Below are 14,319 nucleotides of genomic sequence, written 5' to 3' on the forward strand. Positions count from 1 at the left end.
TAAAAAGCCCGGTGGCGCCAGCGCTTACCGGGCAACAAAAAGGCGACCACTTAACGGGTCGCCTTTTTTATTTACAGCAGCTCTCGCGCCGCCGATACAATGTCATGTGCCGTCAGGCCATACTCCTTCTGCAGGAAATCCTGTGTCCCCACCTGGCCGTAACGCTCCTTGACGCCCACCCGCCGCATCGGTACCGGGCAGGTTTCCACCAGCACCTCCGCCACCGCCGATCCCAGGCCGTTGTGAATACTGTGGTTTTCACAGGTGACGATGCGACCGGTTTTCTCGGCGTAGTTTTTCACCAGCATCCGGTCGATGGGCTTCAGGGTAAACATGTCGATGACCGCCGCGCTGACCCCCTCCTGCTCAAGCTGGCGCGCCGCTTCCAGCGCTTCCGCCACCATGATGCCGTTGGCAATCAGGGTTATATCGGTTCCTTCGCGCAGCACGTTGCCTTTACCAATGGTGAAGGTTGACCCCGGCGCATACACGCTCGGCGCCTGCTTACGGATGGTGCGTACCCAGTAGAAGCCTTCGAGGTCGATAAGCTGGCGCAGCACGTCCTCAAACATCACCGCGTCGGTCACCTCCAGCACCACCGAATGCGCCAGACCGCGTACGATGCCCATATCCTCAAACGACATATGCGTTCCGCCGTTGTGGCAGGCCGTCACGCCCGCATCCGAGGCAATCACCTTCACGTTGTTGCGCTGATAGTCCAGGGACATAAACAGCTGGTCGAAGCAGCGACGGCTGGCAAACGCGGTGAAGGTATGAACGAACGGTATACGCCCGGTAAGCGACAGCCCCGCCGCGGTGCTGATGACGTTGGCCTCCATAATGCCGCAGTTAATCACGTGCTGCGGATAATCACGCGCCACGCCGTCCATCGCCATCGAGCTCATCAGATCCGCTTCCAGGGCGATAATCTCGCTTCCCGCCTCAATCTGCTTTGCCACAAAGCCCGCGTAGACCTTACGCATCTCAACGGCGTCTTTCTCTCCTGCCGGTGCAACCTTAATCATGTGAAGCCTCCAGTTGGCGAATCGTCTCGTTGAGGGCCGCTTTGCTCTCCGCGGTCAACCGCAGGTGGTGCGAGTTGCTGAGCTGTTCCAGGTACGGCACCCCCTGCCCTTTGATGCTGTCGAGGATGACGACTATCGGACGCGCGTCGGCAGCCGGGACCCGCGACGTCACCGCCAGCAGTCCCGGGATGTCGTCACCCTTCACCGTCGCCACGTCAAAGCCAAAGGCGCGGAATTTCCCCTCCAGGTCAAACGCGCTGATGATTTCGTCCAGCTCGCCGTCGAGCTGCTGTTTGTTCCAGTCCACGAACACCGTCAGGTTGTTAAGGCGATGATGAGCGATAAACTGGAAGGCTTCCCAGCACTGCCCCTCGTTCAGCTCGCCGTCACCGACAATGCAGAAGACCCGATTCGGGCGCCCCGCCAGCCTGTGTGAGAGCGCCATACCGCCAGCGATGGAGATCCCCTGCCCCAGCGAACCGGTGGTGGCGTCCACGCCGCGCGTTTTCAGACGGTCCGGGTGGCTTGGCAGGCGCGTGCCGTTCTGGTTCAGGGTGCTCAGCTCTTCCACCGGGAAGTAGCCCTTGATCGCCAGCGTGCTGTAGAGCGCCGGGCCCGCATGGCCTTTCGACAGGACAAAATAGTCTCGCTCCGGCCAGTCCGGATCCGCCGGGTCGATTTTCATCACCGCACCGTACAGCACGGCCAGGGTTTCAACCACCGACATACTGCCGCCATAGTGTCCAAAGCCCAGCTGCGTCAGGGATTTCAGCGTCTCAAGACGGATCTGACTCGCGAGTTCGGTTATCTCTTTCTCATTCATGATTTGGCTCCGGTGTTTTCCTGCGCGTTACCGCCCGCAGGTTTGTTTTTCGCGAAGACGTTGTACGCCACCAGCAGCGCGAACAACGCCACAACCAGTCCGGTGATGGCAAGCGGCGACAGGAAGCGCGCCAGGTTGCCGAGGACAATTCCGACCGCGCCGAAGTCGGCATCCGAGAAGGTGGTGTTGGCAAAGCCAATAGCGCCCAGCACCGGCAGCAGCAGGACCGGCAGGAAGGTGATCAGCAGGCCGTTAGCAAAGGCGCCAATCATTGCCCCGCGGCGTCCGCCGGTGGCGTTACCGAACACGCCCGCCGTTGCGCCGGTGAAGAAGTGCGGCACGACGCCCGGGAGGATCAGCACCCAGCTAAACTGACCGCAGATGAACAACCCTACAATCCCGCCGAGGAAGCTGAACAGGAAGCCAATCAGCACCGCGTTCGGCGCATAGGGATACACCACCGGGCAGTCCAGCGCAGGACGCGCGTTCGGCACCAGTTTCTCCGAGAAGCCGGTAAAGGCCGGAACGATTTCCGCCAGAATCAGGCGCACGCCCTGCAGGATGATGAACACGCCCGCCGCGAAGGTGATCGCCATGATGATGGCGTAGACCAGATAGTTCTGACCGCCGCTGAAGGTGGCCTCGACATACTCACGTCCGGCGCTCACCGCCATGATCAGGTAGATAATCATCATGGTCAGAGAGATGGAGATCGAGCTGTCGCGCAGGAAGCTCAGGTTCTTCGGCAGGTTCATCTCTTCGGTTGAGCGAGAGCCTTTGCCGACCTTGCTGCCAATCCAGCCGGACAGCACGTAGCCCAGCGTGCCAAAGTGGCCGAATGCAATCTCATCGTTGCCGGTAATGCGCTTCATGTAGCGCTGGGCAATCGCCGGGAAGAAGGCCATGATCAGGCCGAGGATCAGCGAGCCGGTAAAGACCAGCCCCACGCCCTCAAAGCCCGCTACCGTCAGGATCACGCCAATCATGCACGCCATATAAAACGTGTGGTGCCCGGTCAGGAAGATGTACTTCAGGCGGGTAAAGCGCGCGACGATAATATTCGCCACCATGCCGAAGGCCATAATAAGCGCGGTCGCTGCACCGTATTTTTCCAGCGCAATTGACACAATCGCTTCATTGTTTGGAATAATGCCCTGAATCGTAAAGGCGTGCTCAAACATACCGCCCAAAGGATTTAATGACCCCACCAGCACCGTGGCGCCGCCGCCCAGCACAATAAAGCCGAGAATGGTTTTAATCGTCCCTTTCACCACGTCCGAAAACGCTTTTTTCTGCGCAACCAGACCAATTAGCGCAATTAAACCGACCAGCACCGAAGGGACTTTTAAAATATCAACAACGAAATTCAGCGTTTCAAGGATAAACATATCCACCTCGCCTTATCAGGGTTATTGTCTTTCGAACCAGGCGCGCAGCTGCGCTTCAAGTTCGTTGATGTCGATGATGTTGTTAATCACCACCAGCTGGCTTTCCGGCACGCTGGCGCTGGCCGCAATGTCTTTTGCCATCACGAACAGATCGGCCGCGCCCGGCGTGGCCGAGGAGAGATCGGAATGTTCAACCTCAGCCTCAACCTCCAGCTTTTTAAGCACCTTTTTAATATTCATTTCGACCATAAAACTGCTGCCCAGGCCGGAGCCGCAAATAGCCATGATTTTCATTGTTGTCCCCTTATTTTGAGTAGAGCACGCCCCATCACGCTGTCGCGTAATGTTGTGAATAATCGGATTAAAAAATTAAATCAGAAGCGGTCAATAATCGTTTTAATTTCCTCCAGGGTATTCGCCTGATGCAGTTTCTCCATATCCTCGTCGCTGGAAAATAATTCTGCGAGTGCGGATATCATTTCGATATGGCTATGTTTATCCGGTGCCGCGAGCATAATAATCACATCGACAGGGTCAAACTCACCGGCACCAAACGAGACGCCCTGTTTTAGTTTTAATAAAGACAACCCCAGTCCTTTGGCGCCTTCCTCCGGCCGCGCGTGCGGCATCGCCAGCCCTGGTGCCAGCACATAATAGGGTCCTAACGTGTGGTGCTGCTGGATGATGGCCGTGACGTATTCAGGCTCAATCACCTGCAAATCCAGAAGCGGCTTCGCGCACAGCTCCAGCGCCTGCGGCCAGTTTTCCACGCTGTCCTGCAGCGTGATGGTTGTATCATATATCCATTTTTTGAGCACTTTTCACTCCCACTACACGCTAAAGATGAGCAAACTTTATTCAACACATCGCTGGATGACTGCGATCGCGATCACAAAGATAGCGCTACCAACCGTTAACATGCAGAAATGTGATAGCGCTATCAAATTGCGATCACGGTGCTAAATCACAGCAAAAAAAGGGATTTAAGGCGTATACTGCCTGTCACGTGAAGCGAAGGAAATGAAGAACGCGTCTGGTCAGCAGGAAGGTGTATGTCTCTAACCCGAAAACGGCGCAGTACCGGTAAAGTGACACTCGCCGATGTCGCACAGCTTGCCGGTGTGGGCACGATGACCGTGTCCCGTGCACTCCGCACGCCCGAACAGGTTTCCGATAAACTACGTGAAAAAATTGAAGCTGCCGTGCAGGAGCTGGGTTATATGCCTAATCTTGCCGCCAGCGCGCTGGCCTCGGCGTCGTCATGGACGATAGCCATGGTGGTGCCTAACCTCTCCGAAGCCGGATGCTCGGAGATGTTCGCCGGACTACAGCAGGTGCTACAGCCTGCCGGGTATCAGATCATGCTGGCTGAATCCCAGCATCGCCTGGAGCAGGAGGAGAAATTGCTGGAGACGCTGCTGGCATCGAATATTGCCGCCGCAATCCTGCTCAGCGTTGAACATACCGACACCGTTCGCCACTGGCTGAAAAACGCCTCCATTCCGGTGATGGAGATGGGGGCCATGCGCGCCGACCCGATTGATATGAATATCGGGATTGATAACGTAGCGGCCATGTATGAACTCACGGAAATGGTGATTAAGCGCGGCTATCAAAATATTGGCCTGCTGTGCGCCAACCAGGAGCAGTGGATTTTCCAGCAGCATTTGCAGGGCTGGTACAAAGCCATGCTTCGCCACCATATGTCGCCGAACCGGGTTATTAACGCGGCGATGCCGCCGAGCTTCTCGACCGGCGCGGCACAGCTGCCAGAATTCCTGCTGGCGTGGCCGGAGCTGGATGCGCTGGTATGCGTCTCTGACGAGCTGGCCTGCGGCGCGCTGTACGAGTGCCAGCGCAGGCGAATCAAGGTGCCGGACGATCTGGCGGTGGTAGGCTTTGGCGATAGCGACGTGAGCCGCGTCTGTCAGCCGCCGCTGACGACGATGGCGGTGCCGCATCGTAAGATTGGAATTGAAGCCGGGAAAGCGCTACTGGAGCGTCTGAATGACGGGGACTGGCGCGATCAAAAGCCCATCGCGTCCAGTCTGTGTCTGAGAGAGAGTTGCTGACGCTTACTCAGCTTCTTCCTCTTTCTCTGATTTGGTCGATTCGTTTTTGGCGTTGCGGGTCATCCACAGCGCCAGCGCTTTTAACGAATCCGGCGTGAACTCGTCGCAGCGCGCGGTGACCTCTTCCGGCGTCATCCAGCTGACTTCACTCACCTCTTCTTCCTGCAGTGCGAACGGGCCGTGGGAGACGCAGCTAAACAGCCCGCCCCAGACGCGGCAGTTTTCGTCTTCGAAATAGAACTGACCGTGCTCGGCAAACGGCACACCGGCGATGCCTAACTCTTCTTCTGCTTCGCGACGTGCGGAATCCAGCAGCACTTCATCTGCCTGAACAACACCGCCAGCGGTGGCATCCAGCATACCCGGGAGAAAATCTTTGGTGTCCGTGCGGCGCTGGACCAGAATTTTGCCCATACCGTCGTGCACAACGATGTATGTTGCGCGGTGGCGCAGACGCTCCGCACGCATTTGTTCGCGGCTGGCCTGCGCGATCACTTCATTCTCTTCGCTGACAATGTCAACCCACTCTGTACTTGCCAAATGACTCTGCTCCACCATCGGGAAACCTTCTCTTCTAAGCGCTCTTTCGGCGCGTTTGCAGTTGAGGTGTAACTTACGGATTAATCGCTACCTGCGCAATAACTTGCTGATCATTAAGTGCGATAACGCTCAGGGTATTTCCATCCAGCATGCCATAGCTCGCAGGATAACCGCCTTTCGGTATGCTGACCGAACCCGGATTGAAGTGATAAATCTCACCGCGTTTTTCAGCAACCGGAATATGAGTATGACCGTAAACCAGGACATCGCCAGCCGCGAGCGCCGGGAGATTATCCGGGCTAAAAAGATGCCCGTGCGTCAGGAACAGGCGGCTTTGTTCCAGCAGCACCTGTTGCCATGGCGCGGTAAGGGGAAAATGCAGCAGCATCTGGTCCACCTCGCTGTCGCAGTTGCCGCGAACGGCAATGATGCGCGAGGCGTACGGGTTGAGCTTTTCCGCGACCTGCGCCGGGGCGTAGCCCTCCGGCAGCGCGTTGCGCGGGCCGTGGTTGAGGACATCCCCCAGAATAATCAGCCACTGCGCGCCGCTTTGTGCAAACAGGGAAAGAACACGCTCGGTAGCGGGCAGCGATCCATGGATATCCGACGCAAACATCAGTTTCATCAGTCACTCCTCGGGAAAACAGACTGCCCCCATCATACCTGAAGCGTCAGGGCTTATCAGCCCGCGCGCCTGGCAGATAGTGCCACATAGCGCTGCACGGAGGCGCGTTGCCACTGAAACGCGGCATAATCCACCAGCAGCTGCGGCACCTCATCGCCGTTGAGGATCAGGCGGTTTAGCATCAACGCCAGATCGGCGTCGGCGATGCACCACTCGCCGAACAGGTTCGGGTTGCCGTGTGCGAGGAGCGAGGTGGCGGTTTCAATCAGTTTTTGCGCGCTTTCACGGCCTTCTGCGCTGAGCGCTGGCTTTTTGACCCCGGCAAACACGACGTCCGTTGAGCGTTCCACGCGAATTGGCACCAGATCGCTACGCAGCCACGCCTGGATCTGCCGCGCCCGCGCGCGTTTTTGCAGGTCGTGAGGATAAATGCGCTCCCACTCAGGCGGCGCGAACCGATCTTCCAGATATTCATCAATCGCCGACGATTCGCTCAGGGCAAAACCGTCGATCTCCAGCACCGGCACGCGTCGGGTCAGGTCGTAACCCTGCCACTGTGGCTTGAGATGCTCACCGCCGTCGAGATCAACGGTCTTCAGCGTAAAAGTGAGTCCTTTTTCGGCCAGCGCAACGTATACGCTCATAACATAGGGAGAAAAGAAATTCGCATCGGACCACAACGTGATTACGGGCTGGTTCATAACATCCTCATCGGCTGATCGGGTTTTTACTCAACATATAATCTCTTTGCCTCGCTGTCACTTGATGAAAACTCACGATTTACAACAACCACCTATACTCATTTGTCATGGCACCACTATTCGCATGGACAGGAGTTGAGAATGATCGACCTTTATTACGCCCCTACCCCAAACGGCCATAAGATCACCCTCTTTCTTGAAGAAGCCGAGCTGGATTACAGGATCATTCGCGTGGATATCAGCAAAGGCGAACAGTTCAGCCCTCTCTTTCTGGCTATCTCGCCGAATAATAAAATCCCGGCCATTATTGATAACCAGCCGGCGGACGGGGGCAGGCCGCTGAGCCTGTTTGAATCCGGTGAAATTTTGCTCTACCTGGCGGAGAAAACCGGCAAACTGCTGAGCGGCGAACTGCGCGAGCGTCACCATACCCTGCAATGGCTCTTCTGGCAGGCGAGCGGGCTGGGGCCCATGCTGGGGCAAAATCATCATTTTACCGCTTACGCCCCGCAGCCCATTCCCTACGCGATCGAACGCTATCAGGTTGAGACTCAACGGCTGTATGACGTACTGAACCGTCGGCTGAAGAAAACGCCGTGGCTCGGGGGCGATCATTACAGTATTGCCGATATCGCCTGCTGGCCTTGGGTGAATACGCATGAAAAACACCGAATTGACCTGGCCGCTTACCCGGCGGTGAATAACTGGTTTGAGCGCATTCGGACCCGCCCGGCCACCGAGCGGGCGATGCAAAAAATCCAGCAGATTTAACCCGCTATGAGGCTGGGTGCCCGCGAGCCTCTCATGTATGATGAGCGTGAAATACTGACACGGAGAAGACCTGCAATGTCACAGCCAGACGCTATTATTCGTATAAAAAATTTACGCTTGCGTACCTTCATCGGTATCAAAGAGGAAGAGATCGCCAACCGTCAGGATATTGTCATTAACGTGGTAATTCACTATCCCGCAGACAAAGCGCGGGCCAGCGAAGACATCAACGACGCGCTGAACTACCGCACAATAACCAAAAACATCATTCAGTACGTGGAGAATAACCGCTTCTCTCTGCTGGAAAAATTAACTCAGGATGTGCTCGATATCGCACGCGAACATCACTGGGTCACTTATGCTGAAGTTGAGATCGATAAACTTCACGCCCTGCGCTACGCCGATTCCGTCTCCATGACGCTAAGCTGGCGACGCCAGGCGTAACCCTGGAGGTTGTATGAAGATTTTGCTGACCGGCGGCACGGGCCTTATTGGTCGTCACCTCATTGCGCGTCTGCAGGCCTTGCATCACGACATCACCGTGGTCACGCGCAGCCCGGAGAAAGCGCGCCAGGTGCTCGGGGCGGGTATCGATATCTGGAAAAATCTGGCCGAGCAGCAAAATCTGGACGGCTTCGACGCCGTCATTAATCTCGCGGGTGAACCCATCGCCGATAAGCGCTGGACGGAAGAGCAAAAACAGCTGTTATGCAGCAGCCGGTGGAACATTACCGAAAAGCTGGTCGAGCTGATCCGCAATAGCCACACGCCGCCTTCGGTGCTGATTTCGGGTTCAGCCGTGGGCTATTACGGCGATCTCGGCGAGGTGGTGGTGACCGAGGAAGAGCCGCCGCATAACGAGTTTACCCATAAGCTCTGCGCCCAGTGGGAGCGTATCGCCTGTGCGGCGCAGAGCGATCGTACCCGCGTCTGCCTGCTGCGGACCGGCGTCGTGCTTGCGCCGAAAGGCGGCATTCTGGCGAAGATGCTACCCCCTTTCCGGCTCGGGCTCGGCGGCCCCATCGGCAATGGTCGTCAGTACCTTGCGTGGATCCATATCGACGATATGGTCAACGGTATTCTCTGGCTGCTGGATAACGATCTGCGCGGGCCGTTTAACATGGTTGCGCCGTATCCGGTGCGTAACGAACAGTTTGCCCACGCGCTGGGGCATGCCCTGCACCGCCCGGCGATATTGCGCGTGCCTGCCACGGTCATTCGCCTGATGATGGGTGAAGCGTCTGTGCTGGTATTAGGCGGGCAGCGGGCGCTGCCAAAACGGCTGGAAGCGGCCGGGTTTGCGTTCCGCTGGTATGAATTAGAAGAGGCGCTGGGGGATGTGGTGCGGTGAATATGTTACAGTGACAGGCCATGTTCCGAAGATATGGCGTAACAATGGCAACGATCACCACTCCCCGGCTTCACCTCACTCCTTTCGAACCCACTGACTGGGCCTTCTTCCGTTCGCTGCGTGAAGATCGCAGCATCATGCGCTACATGGCCGCCATCGCGCCGGAAAAAGAGACCCGACGCACGTTTGCCGCTCGGCTCACTGCTGCCCATGTGTTTGTTATTCGCTTGCGGGATGATGATACGCCGCTTGGCGATATCGGCCTGCAAATCAGCCCTGAGAATCGTGAAGAGGCCGATATCGGCTACACGGTTGTGCCTGCCGCGCAGGGAAAAGGGATTGCCAGCGAGGCGCTGCGCGCGGTGTGTGATTACGCGTTTAACCAGACCAGCGTGAAAGCGATTAACGCATATGTGCTGGCGGACAACGGCGGTTCGGTGCGCGTGCTGGAGAAAGCAGGGTTTGTGCGTACGCAGGTGCTGGAAAAGGCGTATGAAATTGACGGCGTGCGCTATGACGACTGGGTGTATCGGCTGGAGTATGCCGGCCGGCATCGGAATTAGTAGGCCCGGTAAGCGAAGCGCCACCGGGCGATTGGCTGCACTGCGGGCTGATGCCCTCACCCCAACCCTCTCCCACAGGGAGAGGGAGAACACCCAGTCCGTAGGCCCGGTAAGCGAAGCGCCACCGGGCGATTGGGCTGCACTGCGGTCTGATGCCCTCACCCCGCCCCTCTCCCACAGGGAGAGGGGGAAAGGCAAAACCTACTTCAACGACCCTTTCAGGAACTGCTGCAGGCGCGGGCTTTGCGGGTTCGCCAGCACCTCGTCCGGGTGGCCCTGCTCTTCAATTTTCCCCTGATGCAGGAAGATAACGTGGTTCGAGACGTTACGGGCGAAGCCCATCTCGTGCGTCACCACCACCATCGTTTTGCCCTCTTCGGCCAGCTTCTGCATGATGCGCAGCACTTCGCCAACGAGTTCCGGGTCCAGCGCGGAGGTCGGTTCGTCGAACAGCAGCACCTCCGGTTCCATCGCCAGCGCGCGCGCGATGGAGACGCGCTGCTGCTGACCGCCGGAGAGATGCACCGGGTATTTCATCTGCTGGCGCTCGTCGATACCCACTTTCGCCAGGTATTTCACCGCGCGCTCGCGGGCTTCCTGCTTGCTCAGGCCCAGCACCTGAATCGGTGCTTCCATCACGTTCTCCAGCACCGTCATGTGGCTCCAGAGGTTGAAGTGCTGGAACACCATCGTCAGGCGCGTACGCAGCAGGCGCAGCTGGTGCTTATCCGCGACCTTCAGCTGGCCGTCTTTATCACGGACCAGGTTAATATTCTGCCCGCTCACCACAATCGAGCCTTCGCTCGGTTTTTCGAGGAAGTTAATGCAGCGCAGGAAGGTACTTTTACCCGAGCCGGATGAGCCGATAATACTGATCACGTCGCCCGCATTCGCCTGCAGCGACACCCCTTTCAGCACTTCATGTTCGCCGTAGCGTTTGTGCAAATCAATAACGTTTAATTTGTTCTCAGCCATCATCTTTCTCAGTGCGTCGAAGAAGGTTTTATATGCTGCAACCAGCGTTTTTCAGCCCTACGGAACAGGCTAATCAGAACATAAGAGATAATTAAATAGAGCACCGCCGCAATGCCAAACGCGGTAAACGGCTGATAGGTCGCGGAGTTAATATCGCGCGCGATTTTGAGCAGATCCGGCACCGTCGCGGTAAAGGCGAGCGCGGTGGAGTGCAGCATCAAAATCACTTCGTTACTGTACGCCGGTAACGCGATACGCAGTGCCGACGGCAGAATAATGCAGCGATAAAGTTTCACTGAGGAAAAGCCGTACGCGCGCGCCGCTTCAATCTCACCGTAAGGGACAGAGCGAATTGCCCCGGCGAAAATCTCGGTGGTGTAGGCGCAGGTGTTGAGCGTCAACGCCAGCACCGTACAGTTCAGACCGCTGCGGAAGAACGCATTCAGCATCTCAGTGCCTTTTACGATCTCAAGCGTATACATCCCCGAATAGAACACCAGCAGCTGCACGTACAGCGGCGTACCGCGAAACACGTAGGTAAACAGCCAGATCGGGAACTGGATAAATTTATTGTTCGACACGCGGCCAATGGCAAGAAACACCGCCAGAATGCCGCCCATCACCACGGAGGAGATCAGCAGCCAGAGCGTAATCGCCACGCCGGTAAAGCGGTAGCCATCCGTCCACAGCAGCGATTTCCAGTATTCCTGAATAATCTCAATCACAGGTCAGCCCTCTTCACACCCACGGAGTAGCGACGCTCGAGCAGAAGCAGCACACCATTGGAGGCGGTCGTAAAGACCAGATAAATCACGCCGCAGACCACCGCAAAGTAGAACGGCTCCCAGGTGCTCTTGCCCGCCAGCTGAGTCGCTTTCACGACGTCTTCCAGACCGAGCAGCGAGACCAGCGCTGTCGCTTTGAGGATAACCTGCCAGTTGTTGCCGATACCCGGCAGCGCATAGCGCATCATGGCCGGGAACATAATCCGACGAAACGTTTGTGAAGAGGTAAAACCAAATGCGGTTGCCGCCTCAATGTGGCCTTTCGGCACAGCCATGTAAGCACCGCGGAAGGTTTCGGTGAAGTAGGCACCGTAGATAAAACCGAGGGTAATAATACCGGCCACCATCGGGTCGATATCAATTTGTCCCATGCCCATCGCGTCCGTCACGCTGTTCAACGCAATCTGCAGACCGTAAAAGATCAGCAGCATCAGCACCAGATCGGGAACGCCGCGAATAAGCGTGGTGTAGCCTTCAAAAATAAGCGCCAGCGGTTTGTTAGCCGAAAGCTTCGCCCCTGCGCCCGCCAGACCTATCAGCACCGCCAGCACCACGGAGCTGATAGCCAGCTCAAGGGTGACAAGCGCGCCCTGTAAAATAACGCCAGAAAATCCGTACAGCATACCGCGAGCCCTGTCGTATCGTGAGTGGTGGAACCGTGTCTTTTCCCCTCCCAGCGAGGGAGGGGCCGCACGTTATTTGACGGGGCGATTAGCCGCCGTAAACATTAAAATCAAAGTACTTTTTCGCCAGCTTGTCGTAGGTGCCGTCAGCGCGCATTTCAGCAAACGCTTTGTTCAGCGCCTCACGCAGCTCATTGTCTTCTTTGCGCAGGCCCATGCCGGTGCCCACACCAAACAACTTCACGTCCTTAATGGACGGGCCGCCAAACTTGTAATCTTTACCCACCGGCGTTTTCAGGAAGCCTTCGCTTGCCGCGACTTCATCCTGGAATGCCGCATCAATTCGGCCTGCCGTCAGGTCAGCGTAGATATTTTCCTGGCCCTGATAGGAGACGATTTCAATCCCCTTCGGCGCCCAGTGTTCGTTGCCGTAGGTTTCCTGCGTGGTGCCCTGCAGCACGCCGACGCGTTTGCCTTTCAGGGACTCCAGCGTTGGCTGAATGTCAGAAGCTTTAGCCACCACCAGACGAGAATCGGCCGCGTAGAGTTTGTCGGTGAAGGCAATCTCCTGCTGGCGTTTTTCGGTGATGGAGAGCGAGGACATAATCACGTCGATTTTTTTCGCTTTCAGGGACGGGATCAGCGCATCCAGCGGGTTCTCAACGTAGGTACACTGTGCTTTGATGCGTTTGCACAGCTCATTGGCCAGATCGATGTCAAAACCGACCAGTTCACCCTTTGAATTCTTCGATTCGAACGGCGCATAGGTTGGATCGGTACCAATCCGAATTTTCTGCGGAATGGCTGCGAATGCCGCGGTGGCGCTGGAAAAGGCCAGCACCAGAGATAGTGACAACACGAGTTTTTTCATATTTGTCCTCAACAAACTGTCTTCATACGGGATTTTTACGACGACGGGGTGGTGCTAATGTGCCATTAATCCCCTCTGTCAGGCAAAGACTAATGCCCTTCAGGCGGGAACTTTTGCATTATAAATGCGTAAGTATGCACAAAGCGATCCAATACGGTGCAACAAATGCACCGCATTGGGTCAACCGCTCCCGCAACGCACCTTTGCGGTGCGTTAGCGTCAGGCATTATTCACCGTATACGTTGAAGTCGAAGTATTTCTTCGCCAGTTTGTCGTAAGTACCGTCTTTACGCAGCTCTGCAAAGGCTTTGTCGAAGGCGGCTTTCAGCTCGGTATCATCCTTACGCAGGCCAATACCGGTGCCGTCACCAAAGTATTTTTTGTCTTTGACCGACGGGCCCGCAAACGCATAGTCTTTACCCGCAGGCTGTTTCAGGAAGCCTTCGCTCGCGGCGACTTCATCCTGGAATGCCGCATCCAGACGGCCTGCGGCCAGGTCAGAGTAAATCAGATCCTGGTTCTGGTAAGCCACCACGTCTACGCCCTTCTCACGCCAGGTCGCATTGGCATAACCTTCCTGCGTCGAACCCTGAAGCACGCCAACATGCTTGCCTTTCAGCGAGTCGATGGTGGGCTTAATCGGGGAGCCTTTTGGCGCAATCAGGCGGGAATCCGCGGCGTAGAGCTTGTCAGAGAAGGCAATCTCCTGCTGGCGTTTTTCGGTGATGGAAAGAGAAGAGATAATGGCGTCGATTTTCTTGGCTTTCAGCGACGGGATTAACGCGTCAAAGTCGCTGCCCACCCATGTGCATTTCACCGCAATGCGTTTGCACATTTCATTTCCCAGATCGATATCAAACCCCACGAAATCGCCTTTCGCATCCTTGGAAGAGAATGGCGCATAGGTTGCGTCTGTACCGATACGAACCGTCTGTGGAAGCGCTGCGTAGCTACCTGCTGCCGCACTTAACCCCACGAGCAAAGACAGAGCCAGAACCGTCTTCTTCATACATTTACCCTCAAGTACCGTGATTTTATTATGTATTGTGTTGTGTGTTGTGTTGCAGGCTTCATCTTGCAGGTCTTATGCCACATTGCCGTCTGGTCAAAACTTCGACGTTAAATATGTTAATAAAACGTTGCGATATTGCCTTAATGGTGAAAGATAGCAGGTCTGCCGAACGAACCGGAAAGAGAAAAAGGGAA

18 protein-coding genes are annotated in these 14,319 nt (G+C 56.3%); 5 read left to right on the top strand and 13 right to left on the bottom strand.

Translation table 11 applies throughout. The features are described from left to right. Nucleotides 1–71: 71 nt before the first annotated feature. From EnteroDNA1_RS07430 to EnteroDNA1_RS07450, 5 genes are all read right to left on the bottom strand, one after another. Nucleotides 72–1,025: a transketolase family protein gene (locus EnteroDNA1_RS07430; RefSeq protein ID WP_069303119.1), complete on the bottom strand. Its 954-nt coding sequence runs from the start codon at nucleotides 1,023–1,025 to the stop codon at nucleotides 72–74. After that, the gene (locus tag EnteroDNA1_RS07435; RefSeq protein WP_069303120.1) at nucleotides 1,018–1,848 is read right to left on the bottom strand and encodes a transketolase; all 831 of its coding nucleotides are present in this window, start codon (nucleotides 1,846–1,848) and stop codon (nucleotides 1,018–1,020) included. The genes EnteroDNA1_RS07430 and EnteroDNA1_RS07435 overlap by 8 nt, the downstream gene beginning before the upstream one ends. Beyond that, nucleotides 1,845–3,236: a PTS ascorbate transporter subunit IIC gene (locus tag EnteroDNA1_RS07440; RefSeq protein ID WP_023312548.1), complete on the bottom strand. Its 1,392-nt coding sequence runs from the start codon at nucleotides 3,234–3,236 to the stop codon at nucleotides 1,845–1,847. The genes EnteroDNA1_RS07435 and EnteroDNA1_RS07440 overlap by 4 nt, the downstream gene beginning before the upstream one ends. 21 nt (nucleotides 3,237–3,257) lie before the next feature. Further along, complete coding sequence (locus EnteroDNA1_RS07445) at nucleotides 3,258–3,530, bottom strand: PTS sugar transporter subunit IIB (protein ID WP_063450399.1); 273 nt, start codon at nucleotides 3,528–3,530, stop codon at nucleotides 3,258–3,260. Nucleotides 3,531–3,610: 80 nt separating this feature from the next. Continuing rightward, nucleotides 3,611–4,054 (bottom strand): PTS sugar transporter subunit IIA, encoded by a 444-nt coding sequence (locus EnteroDNA1_RS07450; RefSeq protein ID WP_047060619.1) that lies wholly within the window; start codon nucleotides 4,052–4,054, stop codon nucleotides 3,611–3,613. 234 nt (nucleotides 4,055–4,288) lie between these two features. Between EnteroDNA1_RS07450 and EnteroDNA1_RS07455 the strand changes: the two genes are divergently transcribed. Then, the gene (locus tag EnteroDNA1_RS07455) at nucleotides 4,289–5,308 is read left to right on the top strand and encodes a LacI family DNA-binding transcriptional regulator (RefSeq protein ID WP_029741925.1); all 1,020 of its coding nucleotides are present in this window, start codon (nucleotides 4,289–4,291) and stop codon (nucleotides 5,306–5,308) included. A gap of 3 nt (nucleotides 5,309–5,311) precedes the next feature. Here the strand turns inward: EnteroDNA1_RS07455 and yfcD are convergent, their stop codons facing one another. The 3 genes from yfcD to yfcF are packed head-to-tail and all read right to left on the bottom strand — an operon-like array spanning nucleotide 5,312 to nucleotide 7,174. After that, nucleotides 5,312–5,866: an NUDIX hydrolase YfcD gene (yfcD, locus tag EnteroDNA1_RS07460; RefSeq protein WP_064672891.1), complete on the bottom strand. Its 555-nt coding sequence runs from the start codon at nucleotides 5,864–5,866 to the stop codon at nucleotides 5,312–5,314. Nucleotides 5,867–5,921: 55 nt separating this feature from the next. Continuing rightward, nucleotides 5,922–6,473, bottom strand: coding sequence for a phosphodiesterase (gene yfcE / locus EnteroDNA1_RS07465; RefSeq protein ID WP_032659187.1), 552 nt, complete (start codon nucleotides 6,471–6,473; stop codon nucleotides 5,922–5,924). 56 nt (nucleotides 6,474–6,529) lie between these two features. After that, a complete protein-coding gene (yfcF, locus tag EnteroDNA1_RS07470) occupies nucleotides 6,530–7,174 on the bottom strand; it encodes a glutathione transferase (RefSeq protein WP_023312553.1) in 645 nt (214 codons plus the stop codon). A 141-nt stretch (nucleotides 7,175–7,315) separates the two neighbouring features. Here yfcF and yfcG point away from each other — a divergent pair, with 141 nt between their 5' ends. The 4 genes from yfcG (at nucleotide 7,316) to EnteroDNA1_RS07490 (ending at nucleotide 9,859) form a co-directional block, all read left to right on the top strand. Continuing rightward, nucleotides 7,316–7,945, top strand: coding sequence for a GSH-dependent disulfide bond oxidoreductase (gene yfcG / locus EnteroDNA1_RS07475; protein WP_023312554.1), 630 nt, complete (start codon nucleotides 7,316–7,318; stop codon nucleotides 7,943–7,945). Between the two features lie 75 nt (nucleotides 7,946–8,020). Continuing rightward, the gene (gene folX / locus EnteroDNA1_RS07480) at nucleotides 8,021–8,389 is read left to right on the top strand and encodes a dihydroneopterin triphosphate 2'-epimerase (protein ID WP_023312555.1); all 369 of its coding nucleotides are present in this window, start codon (nucleotides 8,021–8,023) and stop codon (nucleotides 8,387–8,389) included. Nucleotides 8,390–8,402: 13 nt separating this feature from the next. After that, complete coding sequence (locus EnteroDNA1_RS07485; RefSeq protein ID WP_033146089.1) at nucleotides 8,403–9,296, top strand: TIGR01777 family oxidoreductase; 894 nt, start codon at nucleotides 8,403–8,405, stop codon at nucleotides 9,294–9,296. A 44-nt stretch (nucleotides 9,297–9,340) separates the two neighbouring features. Continuing rightward, complete coding sequence (locus EnteroDNA1_RS07490) at nucleotides 9,341–9,859, top strand: GNAT family N-acetyltransferase (RefSeq protein ID WP_064672893.1); 519 nt, start codon at nucleotides 9,341–9,343, stop codon at nucleotides 9,857–9,859. 201 nt (nucleotides 9,860–10,060) lie between these two features. On the opposite strand, the gene hisP is transcribed toward EnteroDNA1_RS07490, so the two are convergent. The 5 genes from hisP to argT form a co-directional block, all read right to left on the bottom strand. After that, entirely contained in the window at nucleotides 10,061–10,834 is a 774-nt protein-coding gene (gene hisP, locus EnteroDNA1_RS07495; RefSeq protein ID WP_023312558.1) for a histidine ABC transporter ATP-binding protein HisP, read from the bottom strand. Nucleotides 10,835–10,842: 8 nt separating this feature from the next. Further along, a complete protein-coding gene (locus tag EnteroDNA1_RS07500; RefSeq protein WP_069303121.1) occupies nucleotides 10,843–11,559 on the bottom strand; it encodes an ABC transporter permease in 717 nt (238 codons plus the stop codon). Then, nucleotides 11,556–12,242: a histidine ABC transporter permease HisQ gene (locus tag EnteroDNA1_RS07505; RefSeq protein ID WP_023336422.1), complete on the bottom strand. Its 687-nt coding sequence runs from the start codon at nucleotides 12,240–12,242 to the stop codon at nucleotides 11,556–11,558. Before EnteroDNA1_RS07505 ends, EnteroDNA1_RS07500 begins: the two co-directional genes overlap by 4 nt. Before the next feature lie 88 nt (nucleotides 12,243–12,330). Continuing rightward, complete coding sequence (gene hisJ, locus EnteroDNA1_RS07510; protein ID WP_023336423.1) at nucleotides 12,331–13,113, bottom strand: histidine ABC transporter substrate-binding protein HisJ; 783 nt, start codon at nucleotides 13,111–13,113, stop codon at nucleotides 12,331–12,333. A 226-nt stretch (nucleotides 13,114–13,339) separates the two neighbouring features. After that, nucleotides 13,340–14,122 carry a lysine/arginine/ornithine ABC transporter substrate-binding protein ArgT gene (gene argT / locus EnteroDNA1_RS07515; RefSeq protein ID WP_023312560.1) on the bottom strand — a complete coding sequence of 261 codons (783 nt, stop codon included), beginning with the start codon at nucleotides 14,120–14,122 and terminating at the stop codon, nucleotides 13,340–13,342. Nucleotides 14,123–14,319 lie beyond the last annotated feature (197 nt).

It is taken from the genome of Enterobacter sp. HK169, assembly GCF_001719105.1.
GTDB classification, from domain to species: Bacteria; Pseudomonadota; Gammaproteobacteria; order Enterobacterales; family Enterobacteriaceae; genus Enterobacter; species Enterobacter asburiae_B.